We start from the raw sequence: 14,619 nt of genomic DNA, 5'->3' as shown, positions 1-14,619 counted from the left end.
ATTAAATCACCTCGGCTTGATAGCCAGCTTCAGTAATTTTATTGATAATCGCTTCACTTGAAAGTTGTTCTTCGTTGTAATGTACTAAAGCAGTCTCTTTTTTTAAGTGAATTTTTATCTTTTTAAGACCATTTAGTTCTTGAACAGCAGTTTCAATATTTTTAACGCAATGTTGACAAGTCATTCCAGTGATTTTAAAAGTTTGTTTCATAATAGATTCCTTCTTTCTCTTTTTTTCGATTACAGAAGTAAACGTTTGTGATAATTGAAGTTTACACTTGTAATCGTTTTTTGTCAAGAAAAAGATAACAAGAGCAAAATAAAAAACAACTTCGATTAGAAGCTGTTTTTTAAACATAGTCATACAGAGGTATGTGGGTTTTGACAAGATAATTTTTGATTGTTCCTGTATAAATAGGTTTGAAAATAATAGAAGCTTGTAAATCTTGGGGAGTAACAAGGTTTGGAGATTTATCAAATTGATAAATCTGACACTCTTCTAATAGTGTTGCGATAAATTCAGAGCAAAAAAAAGCGTGATCTCGTTTGTAGTTTACATTGACAGCTAAAGCGAGTAAGCCAAGAAAATTGTAACGAAAGAAATCTTGTTGTTGATGATAGTAATCTAATTCTCTTTTTAGATGAGCATATTCTTTAGGTGATACTTCACACGTATAAATAGAGCATTGTGCGTCTAGAAAAAAAGCGTGGGAAATATCTTCTTTAACAAAGCCTCCAATAAATGGATTGTTAATGTCCTTTCGACCAAAGCTAGTTAAATCATTTAAGTCAGAGGAAAGAGCGATGGAGGCATGATTGTAATTTGCACCCGTATATAATTTAATTGTTTTTGAAAGTAAGCTACTTGTAGCTGTTAAAACTAGGTATATTTTCATTAGTTTATCCTTTTTGTATGTAATAGGTATTTTTAATAATTATACAAGAAATAAGTAGAGATAGATATAGACCTTTAGACTGAAATTCGTCTAAGCCTGAATTATCAAAAATTCTAAAAATTAGCCGGATTTAAATTTATCAATAATTAGAGAAATTCAGAAAAAAATAGAGAATTAGCAAAAAAAGATGGTATAAACTGCTTGAAATGAACTTAAATAAGCTTTTATCAACACAACTCATAGTATAAAAAGGGTGAGAGTTTTCTGTTAATAAAGACTAAAATATTTTAATTTCTTTTTTTATATGTTATCTTAATACCTGTAATAAACGAAAGTTAGACTGATTTTAAATAGTTTTTGTAACTATTCCAAAGGAATTAGTGTATCTATCTTTCTGTTATTTAACATTATGCAATCATTCAAAATTAAGATAGGAGTGGTTCAACATGAACCCATTAAAATTAAAATGTTTTATCGATATTATGCTGAATTTAATTGAAGACAACGAATGGGAACGGACTTGTGAACTACTAGGAATTGAAGATAAGGATGAATTTAGAATTATTAGTGAAATGCGTCAAGATAAAGAAAATAAATTTAGTGAAACGGCATCAGCTTATATGGATGTTTGTATGAAAAAACATGAAGAAATTGATTATGAGAATCCACACTTTAAAGAAATGAATTTGCATGAATGGATTAAAAATAACCGTCCATCGGTTCCTTTTACCTATGTGTGATTAAAATAAAAAAAGCCATTGACTTTATCTTTTAATAAAAGATAGAGTCAATGGCTTTTTTTTATTAGTCATCTTCAAAAAGCTTTGTTTTACGAATTCCAATTTTTTGAGACTCATAAATGCCAAAGTTTCCTGAAAAGAGATAGCTAATGACACAAACTAAAAATAAATAGGGCAGTGCTTTAGTTCCAAATAATTCTAGCCCCATTACAAAGCATGCGATTGGTGTATTTGTGGCACCAGCAAAGACGCCAATGAAACCAAGACCAGCAAGAAATGGGATTGCAACCCCCAGTATGGGAGCTAATGTACTTCCAAGTGTAGCTCCAATGACAAATAACGGAGTGACTTCGCCTCCTTGAAACCCTGTTCCTAAAGTAAAAGCAGTAAAAAATAACTTCAATAAAAATGCAAAGGGATGAGCTTCTCCATTAAAAGCTTGATCAATCAACGGCAAGCTTAGACCTAAATAATCTCTTGATCCAACGACAAAAACCATCAAAATAATTAGAGCGCCGCCGATAAAACTTCTTAAAGCAGGATTTAGAATCCATTTTTTAAAGAAGCTCTTCAAGAAGTCGGTTAGACGGCTAAATAAACGACCGGTTAAGCCAAAACACAAAGCCGCTAGCATAATTTTTGCTATTAAGCCAAAACTTGCAGCAGGAATAGTGCCCATTTGATAGGAATGATGAATGACTCCAAAAGATAGGGTCACCCAATTGGCAATCAATGCAGCCCATAAACTTGGAAATAGACCTTCTTCACGAAAAAAACCTAGAGCGAGCACTTCTAAAGCAAAAAGTGTTCCAGCAATAGGGGTTCCAAAAACAGAGCTAAAACCAGCACTCATACCACAAATAATTAAAATGCGTCGTTCTTTTGCGTTAATTTTAAAAAGAGCCCCAACAGCATCTGCAACTGAACCGCCCATTTGAACAGCGGTTCCTTCACGACCAGCAGAACCACCAAAAAGATGAGTAGCAAGTGTTCCAATTAATGTTAAAGGTATCAATCGTTTAGGGATAGTTTCTGAACCCCCATTTGCTTGCTCAATGACTAAATTATTACCTCGACCAGCATTTTTTCCAAACTTAAAATACAGATAGCTAATAAATGCTCCAGCAAATGGCAGTCCAAAAAGCAACCAGGGGTGAGCTAGCCGTTCAGCAGTTGCCATGTCTAAGGTCAAAAGAAAAAAAGCCGATAAACAGCCGACTAGAATTCCGACGACACCAGCATAAAAGCTCCATTTAATGAAATAAAAAATAATTTCTACAAATTCTAATTTCTTTAGTTTTTTTAATTGATGATTTAAAGTAATCAAGAAAAACGTCCTTTCTGATGTGCAAGTATAACCACATTTTACCACTTAAGGCATTAAATTAAAAACAAGCCTATCATCATTTCTGATTTAGTGCTTGTTTCGGATAAAAACAGAAGGTGGTTTGCCATAGTATTTTTTGAAAAGTTTACTAAAATAGTATGCATCATTATAGCCAACTAAGTTTGCAGCTTCTTTAACGGTAATGTCTTCTTGATTTTCTAGTAGCTCTTTTGCTCTAGTTAACCGGAGCTTGATTAAATAATTAATCGGAGATTCACCTGTTTCCTCCTTAAAAACACGAGAAATATAGGTAGGGCTGATGTACAAAGTTTGAGAAAGTGAAGATAGGCTGACGTCTTCTGTATGATGTTTTTCTAAATAATGAATAATATTGCTAACAATTGTTTGTTTTTCTTGTTCTTCATAGGATAGTTTTAACGCATTAATTTCTAAATGATTGGATTCAGCATCCCTTAAAATGTAAATAATCAACTTCATAACTAACGTCTTTAACATTAAGTCGTATCCTTCTTCGCCTTTTGCTTTTTCAACTAAAATTTCCTGACAGACTTCAAAAAATTCTTTTTTAAACTTGGTTAATTTTAGAATCGATGTTTTAAAAGGGAAATGATCTCTGGGGAAATCCGTTAAAGAAAAGTTGCGAAAACCAATATGAATCTGTGTACTTTCCATACCTGCTTCGTAATGTTCGTAGTGATGAATCCCTGGATTAAATAAAAGAATAGTCTCTTTTTCTAATAAAAAAGCTTTTTCATCAATTAAATATTCAACAGAACCATCGATAATAATCGACATCTCTAAAAAGTCATGGGCATGATTTTGTCCCGTAGTAGGGCCAACATTGGAATAGTCAAAAATATATAAAATTTCAGGGTTAAATGTTTTTGGATTTAGTTGTAACACGATTAAAACACCTCCTTAAGCGCTTTCTATTATACGTGAAATAGAAACTAGTGGCAACAGTATTTCAAGTGTTCGTCAAAGAAAGAAAAGGCATTCAAAAAATAAGCACTAACTTAGGAGCTTCTTTGTTATTAAATACCCCTTTGTGAAAAATAGAACTTTGAACAAAAATGGGACGAAATGGACTGGAAATAGAGAAAGGAAATTGCTTTTTTGATGTTATCTTATAAATATAACCTATCAAAATAAAAAGAAAGAAGCTGGTAATAAATTGGAACAGGATGGTTTTTTAGTAGAAAAAGAGAAGAAAAGAAAATACAGTATTATTAAAAGGTTATATGAGTCACCAAATGGATTAGTCTCTAAACGAGAACTAGTAAAGGAACTAGGGGTTACTCTAAAAACATTACGTGTAGTTGTTGACGAAATAGTAGAAAGTACTAAACTTCAAGAATTAGGTGTTCAAGTAACTTGGGAGCGTCAAAGCTCACTTATTCAAGCAGTCTTTTCTACAGAATTTTCTATGAAAAGACTAAAACATTATTTTTATCAAGAATCTCTTTTAATTAATTTGTTTTTTGCCTGTTTTGAAGAACTAGTTCCATCGATTACAGAATATGCAGACAATCAATATTTAAGTTACTCAGCAGTTTACCGAAGGATTCATTTGATTAACGAGCAATTTAGTCCACATTTTCAAATTCAAAGAAGTTCACCAGTTAAAATAATCGGAAATGAAGAAGTATTACGTCAGTACATTGCTATTTTGATGCTTGAAACAGATAATGAATATCAAGAACAACTAGATGAATTAAAAGAATCACTAGAAGATCTTTATCCTCTTCTTGAAGGGATTGAGTTACCACCTAAAAATTCCTATATTTACACAGTTCTGATTGCCTCTAAAATACGTTGGGAGCAAGGTAATTTTATTAAAGTAAAAAATCAAGATCGGGTTGAGGTTCCTGAATCGATTTTGATGTGGGTGTCTAATCATTTGCCACCAGATGTCAAGCCAAAGCAGATTTATATGGAGGCAAAATTTATTTGGTATCAGTTGATTGTTGGTTTAGAAGAAACAGTGCATCAAATTTTACCAAAGACTGAGGAAGTTTGCTTGTCAGAATTTGATGAACCCTATGAAAAAGTATTAAAAGATATTCATTCAATATTAGGTGTTACATTGAATGAAGAAAATCAAGATCGAATTCATTTAAAAATCAAAAAATGTATGATTTTAAGAAAATGCAATAGCTCAGTTGTGTTAAATTATTTTATTGGGATTAAGAAACAAAGTATGAATTACTATAAGTGTTTAAAATTGCTAAATCAAAGTCATTATCAAAATGATTATTTAAGCAATGAAGCGATTGCGTGGTGTTTGCAAGAGATTATTGAATTTGACAAAATAAAACTACATGTAGCAATTCATGGCTTTAATAGCCACAGTTTTAAAAGACAATTTTTAACATTAGAGCTACTAGATCATATTGAGGTGGTTGATTATTTAGATGAGCAAGTAGGCCTTGTAGTGACGGATCGCGAACTTCATAAATTTTCAAATAAGCACAAAAAATATGTGATAACAAATAATACCATGTATCAAAGAAGAGGTGATTTTTTAAATTGGATTACGGAAAACGTATAGACGATCAAAGGTCGGAGCAACTTGATATTTATGGGAATATAGAGTTAGTTAAGGCGTTGAATCGAGCTCAAAGTAATATTTTGTACTATGCACAATATTGTGATGAGTTGATTGATGAAGAAAAAGCCATTGAAAATATTCCACTAGAACTGATGATGACTGCGGCAGATGAGAGTGTTTTTATTATGAAGCAATACACGTTATTAGAAAAGCGATATACTAAGTTAGCTAAAACGATTAAAGAAACATTTAAATAATTTAAACCAGCAAGGATAGCTTGTAAAAGTTATCCTTGCTGGTTTTTAATTTGCAAAAGAACGATTGAAGAGGTGTTGCTGGATAAAATCAAAAAGACCTTTCCAAATGATAGAATTATGCATTTCTTCAATATAGAAATAATTTTCATTGGGGATAGCCCCTTCGTAGCAGTCAGAAATAACTAGAAAGGCTTGATCGATATCATCAATAAATCGAATGTTTGAGGTTCCGAAAATAGTATTGATTTTGTTTTTTTATGAGGTATTCTCCAGAAATATTATTAGAAAAGTGAACCAAAACGGGAATCGGTTCTAATTCAATGCTGTTGATAATAAAGTAGCTTAGCGAAAATGTAAGTTGTTTGGAAGAATCGCTTTGATTGAATGAATGGTTTTTTTTAATAAATTGAGAGTAAAATTTATTAAGACTGGCTTCTAATGATTTAGAAAGTTTGACAGGACTATTTAATTCCTTCAATTGAAAAGGATCATTTAAGTACTTAGCATGCTCAACCTTAATATAGCGCATGTACAGATGATATAAAATAACGTAGTAAAGATTAATCATCTTTTTTTGAGGTGTCATTTTTAAGTTGAAATAAAGCTGTAATTCGTCTAAAAAAGAAACACCATAATAGATGATTGAAGAATCTAAGGTTAGGAGATGCCTTGCAATGTCGGCCTTCATTTCATCACTATCAACGCTTGCCACAACTATCCGAGTAAAAAAATTAAAAAATAATTTTTCTTGAGTGACAATATTTTCTGGTAATTGAGTCCAAGTTGTCGCAATGGAGCTTGAAATATCATTGATTTCACAAATAGCTGTAAGAATTTCAGTTAAATCATTGTCTAATTGAATATATTCTTTTCTTGAGTTTACTCTCCAAAAAGTGATGGTCAATAGGTAACCAATTTGGGTTGCCTTAGCAGGAGCTAAATTTTCTTTTGGAAAATGTTTGTCAATTTCATTTTTATAATATAAATCATACATTGATTCAGGTAAGCGCTTGAAGGGCCATTCAATGCCTTTAAAAACAGACCAGTAGAAATAGACGAAAAAGAAGCGTAAATGAATCTCGCTACCTACAAAATTTGTCGATTGTTGTATGTCTGGCTTGAAATTGATTTTCAAATGAAAGTCATCTAAAAAAGTATAAATATCTTTGAGCTGTCGATATAAATAAGAAGGACTGACATAGAGATCATTAGCAACTTCATCAACTGAAGTGTAACGTTTTTTATAAAGAGCGAGGATGATTTTAAAACGAATCGAGCCTTTAACATAGTACAGATTCAGTCGATTCACAATCAAACTTTTATCAATCTGAGTTTCACTTTTATATGCGTACACGTTATTTTCATTGATAAGCAAAAAACTTTGAGGATCAAAAGTTAAAGCCAAATCTTCTTCTAGTTCTTTTAAATAACGAAAAAGTGTTGATTTTGAAAACTGTAATTGAGTTAGAATTTCCTTTACAGAAATTGGTTCGTCAGCAAAGAAAAGTAGTTTAAAGAGTGCTAATTTTTTTTCAGCCGTTTTGTCGATGAAAAATTCCATAAAAATGCTCCTTTGTCTTGCAAATATGTACACTAATTGTGAACCATTATGCCTTATTAAACAACTATTATGTCTCTTTTGCAAGAATTAATTAAAGAATTTTATCCATCAAAAATAAGAAAAATGACCATTCTTTTTTGTATCCGGATACATTAATCTGTTAGTAGTTAGTGAGACGTGAGGAGGAAGTGTGATGGAGAGTGTGAAGTGGGTTTGGCAATACGCCAAGCAGTATCGTTTGTTAACTGTAATTGCTATTTTTTTAGTTATTGTAACATCAGTTTTAAGTATTGTTTATCCATTATTAGGAGGGAAAATTGTTGATGTTGTAATTGATCAAGGAAAAACAAATTTACTGGTACCGATACTAGGTGTGATGATGGGCGTTGCTTTTTTAAGAACGGTGTTGCGATATTGCTATCAAATCATGTTTGAAAAAATTGGTCAAGATTCATTGTTTCGGATACGAGAAGATCTATATCAAAAATTGCAAGAATTAGATTTTAATTTTTTCAATCAAACGAGAGTGGGAGATATTATGGCTCGTATGACAGGTGATACAGATGCGATTCGTCACTTTATCTCCTGGGTATTTTATAATTTATTAGAGAATTTATTGTTATTTATTTGCGCAGTAGTTGTTATGGCGACGATTGATTGGCGCTTGATGTTGGCGCTAGTTGCTGTTACGCCAATCATTGGGATTTTAACAATGCGAATGGCCAATGAAGCACAACCTATTTTTTATGAAATTAGAGAAAGTTTTTCAAGATTGAATTCAATGGTAGAAGAAAATATTAGTGGCAATCGTGTGGTGAAAGCTTTTGCTAGAGAAGACTATGAAATTGATAAATTTAATAAACACAATGAGGATTTTAAGCAACGAAATATGGATTCAGCTGCAGTTTCAAAACGATACTTGCCAATTTTGGATTCCTTAGCAAGTAGCTTAACGATTATTACCTTTGTTTTTGGTGGGTATCTTGTGATTATCGAACAAATGACACTTGGAGATTTAGTCTCATTTACAGGTTTTTTATGGATGTTAAATATGCCGATGCGAATGAGCGGTTGGCTTATTAACGATGTGCAACGTTTTATTGCCTCTTCATTTAAAATTCGTGAAATGCTAGGAGCAAAATCAAGAATCCCAATTCATTCTGAAAATTCGGTGCCACATTTAGAAGGTTTTGTTGAGTTTGATCATGTGTCTTTCCATTTTGATGATGATCCAACCACAGAGGTTTTAAGTGATATTAGTTTAAAGGCAGCGCCAGGTCAGACGATTGGTATTTTAGGTGAAACAGGATCAGGTAAGTCGACGTTAGTTAATTTGATTGCTCGTTTTTATGACCCAACAGCTGGAAAAATTTTAATAGATGGAGTAGATGCTAGAAAATGGCATGTTCGTGAATTGCGTAATCATATTGCAATCGTCATGCAAGATATTTTTCTGTTTTCGGATACAATTGGGGACAATATTGCTTTTGGTGTACCGGATGCTGAGGATGCGGATATTCAACGAATGGCTCAAATTGCAGATGCCAATCATTTTATTGAAAAGATGCCAGAAGGATATGGCACAATTGTTGGGGAACGAGGTGTTGGGTTATCTGGTGGACAAAAGCAACGAATTTCTTTAGCAAGAGCATTGATGAAAAACCCAGCTATTTTGATATTAGATGATACGACGTCAGCAGTTGATATGGAAACAGAAACGAAGATTCAAGAGGAACTTGATGGAATTACCGGGAATAAGACAACATTTATTATTGCCCATCGCATTTCATCTGTGAAAGATGCGGATGAGATTTTGATCTTGGAGCAAGGTAAGATAATTGAACGAGGAACGCATGAATCTTTGTTAGCTAAAAAAGGCTATTATTATGATGTCTTTAATAAACAGCTAGGCAATTTTGATGAAAAGGAGGAAGCAAGTAATGGCGAGGAATAAATTTGATGTAGATGAAGAGTTGGCTCAGGAATTTAATAGAGAAGATTTTAAACGATTATTGTTTTATGTTAAACCTTATAAAAAGCCGATTTATCAAACGTTGTTTGTTATTTTAATTGCGAATATTGCAATGATGCTAGGACCATATTTAAGCAAAGTTGTCATTGATGATGTGCTTCCAACTAAAAATATGACTTTGTTGATATGGGTTGGTGTAGCTTTTCTAGCCTCTGTAATTGTAACGGGTTGGTGTATGTGGTATCGTATTCAGTCCATTACAGTAATTGGACAGGATATATTAAAGGATATGCGCTCAGCTATTTTTGAGCATTTGCAAAAGCTACCATTTTCTTATTTTGACAGTCGTCCTCATGGGAAAATATTGATTCGTGTGGTCAATTACATCAATACGTTGAGTGATTTATTATCGAACGGTTTAATTAACTTAATTTCAGATATTTTAAGTGTTGTAATCACGTTGATTTTTATGTTTGCTATTGATTGGAAGTTAACGTTATATAGTTTAGTTTTGTTGCCAGTATTGTTTGTCTTTGTTATGTTTATCAAAAATAAACAGCGTAAAGCTTATCAAGATTTAAGTAACAAGCAATCGAATATGAATGCGTATATTCATGAAAGCATTGCAGGCATTAAAGTTACGCAATCCTTTGCAAGAGAAAATGTAAATGATGAGATTTTTTCTGAAGTAAGTAAAAATTATCGAGCTTCATGGATGAAAGCTGTTAGTATTCAGTTTTTATTATGGCCAGGGGTACAAAATATTGCGGTGATTACGACTTCCTTAATTTATTATGTCGGGATTCGTGGAATTGGCGTAGATATTACTACGGGAACGTTGATTGCTTTTATTGGTTATGTGAATAATTTTTGGAATCCAGTCATTAATATTGGGAATTTTTATAATTCATTAATTACTGCAACGGCCTATCTTGAACGAATTTTTGAAACGTTGGACGTAGAACCAGATATTAAAGATAGTCCAACAGCGATTGAAATGCCACCTATCAAAGGAGATGTACTCTTTAGAAATGTGACTTTCCGCTATGAAGAGGGAAAAGATATCTTAAAAAATATCAATTTTCATGTAGAACCGGGTGAATCAATTGCGTTAGTTGGTCCAACTGGAGCCGGAAAGACAACAGTCATTAACTTATTGAGTCGTTTTTATGATATTAATGAGGGAGAAATTTTAATTGACGGCATCGACCTACGAAAAGTAACGTTGGAATCCTTACGTAAACAAATGGGTGTGATGCTGCAAGATACCTTTATTTTTTCAGGAACGATTATGGAAAATATTCGTTATGGGAAATTAGACGCCACAGAAGAAGAGGTCGTGGCAGCTGCTAAAATTGTCAGAGCACATGATTTTATTTCAGAATTAAAGGATGGTTATCATACAGCAGTGAAAGAAAGAGGCAGTACTCTTTCAGCCGGACAGCGTCAACTAATTTCATTCGCACGAACGTTATTGGCAAATCCTAAAATTTTGATTTTAGATGAGGCAACTTCTAGTATTGATACGAAAACGGAAACATTATTACAAAAAGGGTTAGAAAAATTACTAGAAGGTCGGACGTCATTTATTATTGCTCACCGTTTGTCCACGATCAAAAATAGCTCACGTATTTTCTATATCGATCAAGGGAGTGTTATGGAAGCAGGAAGCCATGAGGAATTGATGGTAGAAAAAGGTCCTTATTATGAACTGTATCAATCACAATTTGATTTATTACAAGAATTGTAAGAACTTTTTTATAACAAAGGTAAAAAGAAGGCGATGAATAAAATCATCGGCTTCTTTTTAGTTGTGTCTATTTTTAAAATATAACGAGAGTTTTAATCGTATTTCTATATTCTATTTACTAAAATAAACAGTTAAATAACTGATAGAAACGCTTTTTTAACAATCTTTTGTTCGATTTTGTTCAAATAACTTTGAGAAAATTGAGAAAAAAATGGACAAAAGCAATTTCATTTTTTGCTATTCTTGATAAGTAAGGGGGAACGCAATAAGTAATAAAATACGAAAGAAAGGAGGATACCAAAATGAAATTAAAACAAAATTATAAAATAGTGTTGAGCATCGTCGTGCTTCTTTCTTTAATTATTAGTGGCTTATCCATTCAACAACTAAAGAAAGATCCAAGTGTTAAAGCAACGGACGCAGCAAATGCTGAAACACAATATGTAAAAATAGAACAAGCAATACAATCTTCAATAGCTAACCAAGTCGATGTCTTAGTTACATTTAGTCCCTATTTAACAGAAGAGATTCGGATACCTGTACCTGAAGGACTAACCTATCAAGAAACATTAGCTTCCTTGCAAAGTGAGAATAAAGTGTCGTTGGATACAGAAAAAAAGGAATTGGTCATTCAACCATTTGAAAAAACAAACCAATCCAACCAAGGACAATCATCTGAATTAGCAACGAGTGAAAATGTACCAGTAGTTACTGAGTTCCAAGAACAATCTGTACTTGTTAGCTTTACAGTGAACCAGACTGGAGAGTATACCTTAAAAGCGGTCACCTCTTACGAAGATTCAGTCATTCATTCAGATGAGTTGACTTTAAAGCTACCTACAACTAGTAATCCAGAATCAACAAAACCAGAGACTGACCCAAACCAATCATCAAAAGAGCAATCAACGAACTCTCAAGCAAATGAAGCAGACGTACCAGTTGCTGTTCAATCAAGAATGATGGCACGAGCAGCGGGTGAAGTTGAAGTAAGCACATGGGCAGAATTTAAAGCAGCTTATGATGAGCCTACAACAACTAAGATCATAATGAAAAATGAAATTACAGCAAGTAGTGCAACTTCTTTTAGAACAACTCCCATTGAAATTGATGGAGGAGGCTTTCTTTTAGAGATGCGTAATTATGATTTAAGAGTCAATAATCCAAGTGTGGCAGGATCCGTTTTTCATATTCACGATATGATTATGAGCAACAACGCATACAATGAAGCGTTTGTGAATAGTGGCTATGGTTCAGCCAATACAAGAAACTGGAAATTCAGACTTGGAAATATTGTAACAAAAGCCAATGTGCAACGTGTTATCAGAGCCTATCATGCTGAGGTTACGATGTATGGAAATAATAATCTCGACACCAGAGCTGAAAACTTTTATGTGGGAAGTATGGTTATTGAACCGGGGACAAAATACATTGGAAACGTAAACTATTATAACTTCTCAGTTATTTGGTTTGTAGAGAATTCTAGTGCAGGTGAAACAGGAGCAAGTCAAGAATTTACAATTGGTGAAGGGGCCAATGTGAAATTAGGGCAAACTCAAACTGGAACAGCCTATCCAGCGGTTTATCAATATTATAAGAGTATGACAATTGGCGAGAATGCTGTTTTCAATGTAAATATGCCAGGAAATGCCGTTCGTTTTGACTTATCTGGCAGTACCTTTACTGCTAAAAAAGGGTCTATTACGAACTTAACTAGTAAATTAGCATCTGGTGCAGTAGTAAACTTTAATGCAAGCAATAGTGTATTTAAAGTTGAAGAAGGAGCCTATTTCTACACAATTGGTGTAAGTTCGGTACCACTAGTGAATATTGCTTCGGGTAGTAATAACGTATTTGATTTAAGTAAACCTGCCCAATACGATATTCGAAATTTAGGTACATCATCAGCGGTTGGAATAACAGGAGCGGCTAATAAGTTATCGATTTCAGATTCCGACATTGACTTATGGAATATGGGAGTAGATGTCTTAGGTCCGTCATCTTTAACGTATGCGTTAGTTGGCAATTTAACAGCAACAGGTCCAGCAAACACACAAGTCGTTACCTCAACAGAGCCTGCCTTACAAACGAACTTTAGAACCAATAAGTTTCGCCGTATTTCAGGGATGAATCAAAATCCAATTGTAGAGCTTTCACCGGTAACAGATGCCAACCTAACTGTAAAAGGTCGTGTACAAATTGGAACGGTTCCCGATAATAATGGTTCAGATGAGGATGGAAACATCACTTATATTCCTGTATATGCCTCAGCAGGTCAAGCCAAAGTTACAGTTACAGCGGATGATGGATCGCTTGTCCAAAAAGACTTAGTAACTGATAAAGATGGGTACATTAGTTACAAAGTTTCTAGTTTTTATAAGGCAGGAACGACACTATCTGCGACTGCAGTAAGAGGTCCTTACTTTAGCGAAGAACCTGGAACAACGGTTGTATCTGATGTAACGCCACCAAAGCCAGCAGAATTGACTGGGAAATTTACGATTGCAAGTAAAAAAATTAAGGGAATCAACGGGGAACCAGGTGCAACTGTAACCTATACAATTAATGGTGTAGATGCCAAAATTGATGGAACAATCATTTCAGCGATTGTTCAACCAGATGGGACGTGGGAAATTCCAACACCTGGACCTCGCTTAACAATAGGGGACAAGGTTCAGATTTTCTTAACCGATACGGTTGGAAATAAAAATCCAGTTACTCAAAAAACGCTCTATGATGCTATCTTCCCACCAGCAACAACAGTGACAGTGGCAGACGGGGAACTTTCGTTTATTAGTGCACCAAAGGATATTTCATTTGGTGAGGAACTGCCGCTAGGAGCTAAGACAACGCAATATCCTATAGCAGGTATGGATGGTGACTTAGTTGTTGAGGATACAAGAGCCGACAAGTTAAGTTGGACACTGACAGCTAAAATGGATCGAGTGTTAACCAGTGCAACGAATAAAACATTGCCACAGGCGGTAAGGTATTCAAAAGCCGGTAAGCAGCAAATATTGGGAACCTCTGCTATTACAATTTATGAAAATACAAATGTGGATGATGATCCTGTTTCAATCACCAATGGTTGGATCCCTAATGGAGATGGCCTATCCTTATCAATAGATGCAGGTGAAGCTTATCCAGAAGAGTATACAGGCTCTATCACTTGGACTTTACAAGATACCCCATAAGGAGGAAGAATATGAGCACTTTAAGAAAAAGTTTCATCTTTTCAGTTGTGATTCTGTTCAGTATTCTTCCCTTTAAAGAGGTACTTGCAGCATCAAATCAAGGTTATCAATCTACTGGTGAAATCAGTTTTTACGGGACCTATGAGTACCCAAGTGATAAACCAGATAGTAAGCCAATACCAGTAACACCTGTACCTAATGGCACTTTGCCAACAACTATTGGTACAACAACACCTCACTTAAACCGATTGCCACAAACAGGGGAGTCTTCAAGTCAACAGAGTTTGTTAGTGGGTTTTATCTTTTTAGTAGGTAGCATATTCATTTATAAAAAAACAATTTGGGGGAAATAA

Annotated in this window: 12 protein-coding genes; 7 read left to right on the top strand and 5 right to left on the bottom strand. The window is 33.8% G+C overall.

Features of this window, described 5'->3' with window-relative positions; genetic code table 11:
• Position 1 precedes the first annotated feature (1 nt).
• Both copZ and AC07SW_RS06120 read right to left on the bottom strand, forming a co-directional pair.
• The gene (copZ, locus tag AC07SW_RS06125) at positions 2 to 211 is read right to left on the bottom strand and encodes a copper chaperone CopZ (protein WP_034572004.1); all 210 of its coding nucleotides are present in this window, start codon (positions 209 to 211) and stop codon (positions 2 to 4) included.
• 139 nt (positions 212 to 350) lie between these two features.
• Positions 351 to 896, bottom strand: a complete 546-nt coding sequence (locus AC07SW_RS06120) for a hypothetical protein (protein WP_034572001.1) — start codon at positions 894 to 896, stop codon at positions 351 to 353.
• A gap of 446 nt (positions 897 to 1,342) precedes the next feature.
• Here AC07SW_RS06120 and AC07SW_RS06115 point away from each other — a divergent pair, with 446 nt between their 5' ends.
• Positions 1,343 to 1,636, top strand: a complete 294-nt coding sequence (locus tag AC07SW_RS06115; protein ID WP_034571997.1) for a hypothetical protein — start codon at positions 1,343 to 1,345, stop codon at positions 1,634 to 1,636.
• Positions 1,637 to 1,700: 64 nt separating this feature from the next.
• Here AC07SW_RS06115 and AC07SW_RS06110 read toward each other — a convergent pair whose 3' ends face one another.
• Positions 1,701 to 2,960 carry a voltage-gated chloride channel family protein gene (locus AC07SW_RS06110; RefSeq protein WP_494632546.1) on the bottom strand — a complete coding sequence of 420 codons (1,260 nt, stop codon included), beginning with the start codon at positions 2,958 to 2,960 and terminating at the stop codon, positions 1,701 to 1,703.
• Positions 2,961 to 3,050: 90 nt separating this feature from the next.
• Positions 3,051 to 3,887, bottom strand: a complete 837-nt coding sequence (locus tag AC07SW_RS06105; RefSeq protein ID WP_034571994.1) for an AraC family transcriptional regulator — start codon at positions 3,885 to 3,887, stop codon at positions 3,051 to 3,053.
• 271 nt (positions 3,888 to 4,158) lie between these two features.
• On the opposite strand from AC07SW_RS06105, the gene AC07SW_RS06100 reads away from it, so the two are divergent.
• Together AC07SW_RS06100 and AC07SW_RS06095 are read left to right on the top strand one after the other, a co-directional pair.
• Positions 4,159 to 5,535 (top strand): helix-turn-helix domain-containing protein, encoded by a 1,377-nt coding sequence (locus AC07SW_RS06100; protein WP_494632463.1) that lies wholly within the window; start codon positions 4,159 to 4,161, stop codon positions 5,533 to 5,535.
• Positions 5,514 to 5,792: a hypothetical protein gene (locus AC07SW_RS06095; protein WP_494632462.1), complete on the top strand. Its 279-nt coding sequence runs from the start codon at positions 5,514 to 5,516 to the stop codon at positions 5,790 to 5,792. The genes AC07SW_RS06100 and AC07SW_RS06095 overlap by 22 nt, the downstream gene beginning before the upstream one ends.
• Before the next feature lie 205 nt (positions 5,793 to 5,997).
• Here the strand turns inward: AC07SW_RS06095 and AC07SW_RS06090 are convergent, their stop codons facing one another.
• The gene (locus tag AC07SW_RS06090; protein WP_494632461.1) at positions 5,998 to 7,353 is read right to left on the bottom strand and encodes a helix-turn-helix domain-containing protein; all 1,356 of its coding nucleotides are present in this window, start codon (positions 7,351 to 7,353) and stop codon (positions 5,998 to 6,000) included.
• Between the two features lie 193 nt (positions 7,354 to 7,546).
• Between AC07SW_RS06090 and AC07SW_RS06085 the strand changes: the two genes are divergently transcribed.
• From AC07SW_RS06085 to AC07SW_RS06070, 4 genes are all read left to right on the top strand, one after another.
• Entirely contained in the window at positions 7,547 to 9,307 is a 1,761-nt protein-coding gene (locus tag AC07SW_RS06085; protein ID WP_494632460.1) for an ABC transporter ATP-binding protein, read from the top strand.
• Positions 9,294 to 11,075 (top strand): ABC transporter ATP-binding protein, encoded by a 1,782-nt coding sequence (locus AC07SW_RS06080; RefSeq protein WP_135022737.1) that lies wholly within the window; start codon positions 9,294 to 9,296, stop codon positions 11,073 to 11,075. Before AC07SW_RS06085 ends, AC07SW_RS06080 begins: the two co-directional genes overlap by 14 nt.
• 302 nt (positions 11,076 to 11,377) lie before the next feature.
• Entirely contained in the window at positions 11,378 to 14,266 is a 2,889-nt protein-coding gene (locus tag AC07SW_RS06075) for a pectate lyase-like adhesive domain-containing protein (protein ID WP_494632459.1), read from the top strand.
• An 11-nt stretch (positions 14,267 to 14,277) separates the two neighbouring features.
• A complete protein-coding gene (locus AC07SW_RS06070) occupies positions 14,278 to 14,619 on the top strand; it encodes an LPXTG cell wall anchor domain-containing protein (RefSeq protein WP_494632458.1) in 342 nt (113 codons plus the stop codon).

The organism is Carnobacterium sp. GW821-FHT04C06, assembly GCF_059420345.1.
Note: the sequence above shows the minus strand (reverse complement) of the source record. Positions and strands in the feature narration are given on the sequence as shown.

Excerpts from the sequence above, each read along its gene's own strand:
- copZ (WP_034572004.1), bottom strand. The coding sequence starts at position 211 with ATGAAACAAACTTTTAAAATCACTGGAATGACTTGTCAACATTGCGTT.
- AC07SW_RS06120 (WP_034572001.1), bottom strand. The coding sequence starts at position 896 with ATGAAAATATACCTAGTTTTAACAGCTACAAGTAGCTTACTTTCAAAA.
- AC07SW_RS06115 (WP_034571997.1), top strand. The coding sequence starts at position 1,343 with ATGAACCCATTAAAATTAAAATGTTTTATCGATATTATGCTGAATTTA.
- AC07SW_RS06090 (WP_494632461.1), bottom strand. The coding sequence starts at position 7,353 with ATGGAATTTTTCATCGACAAAACGGCTGAAAAAAAATTAGCACTCTTT.
- AC07SW_RS06085 (WP_494632460.1), top strand. The coding sequence starts at position 7,547 with ATGGAGAGTGTGAAGTGGGTTTGGCAATACGCCAAGCAGTATCGTTTG.
- AC07SW_RS06080 (WP_135022737.1), top strand. The coding sequence starts at position 9,294 with ATGGCGAGGAATAAATTTGATGTAGATGAAGAGTTGGCTCAGGAATTT.
- AC07SW_RS06075 (WP_494632459.1), top strand. The coding sequence starts at position 11,378 with ATGAAATTAAAACAAAATTATAAAATAGTGTTGAGCATCGTCGTGCTT.
- AC07SW_RS06070 (WP_494632458.1), top strand. The coding sequence starts at position 14,278 with ATGAGCACTTTAAGAAAAAGTTTCATCTTTTCAGTTGTGATTCTGTTC.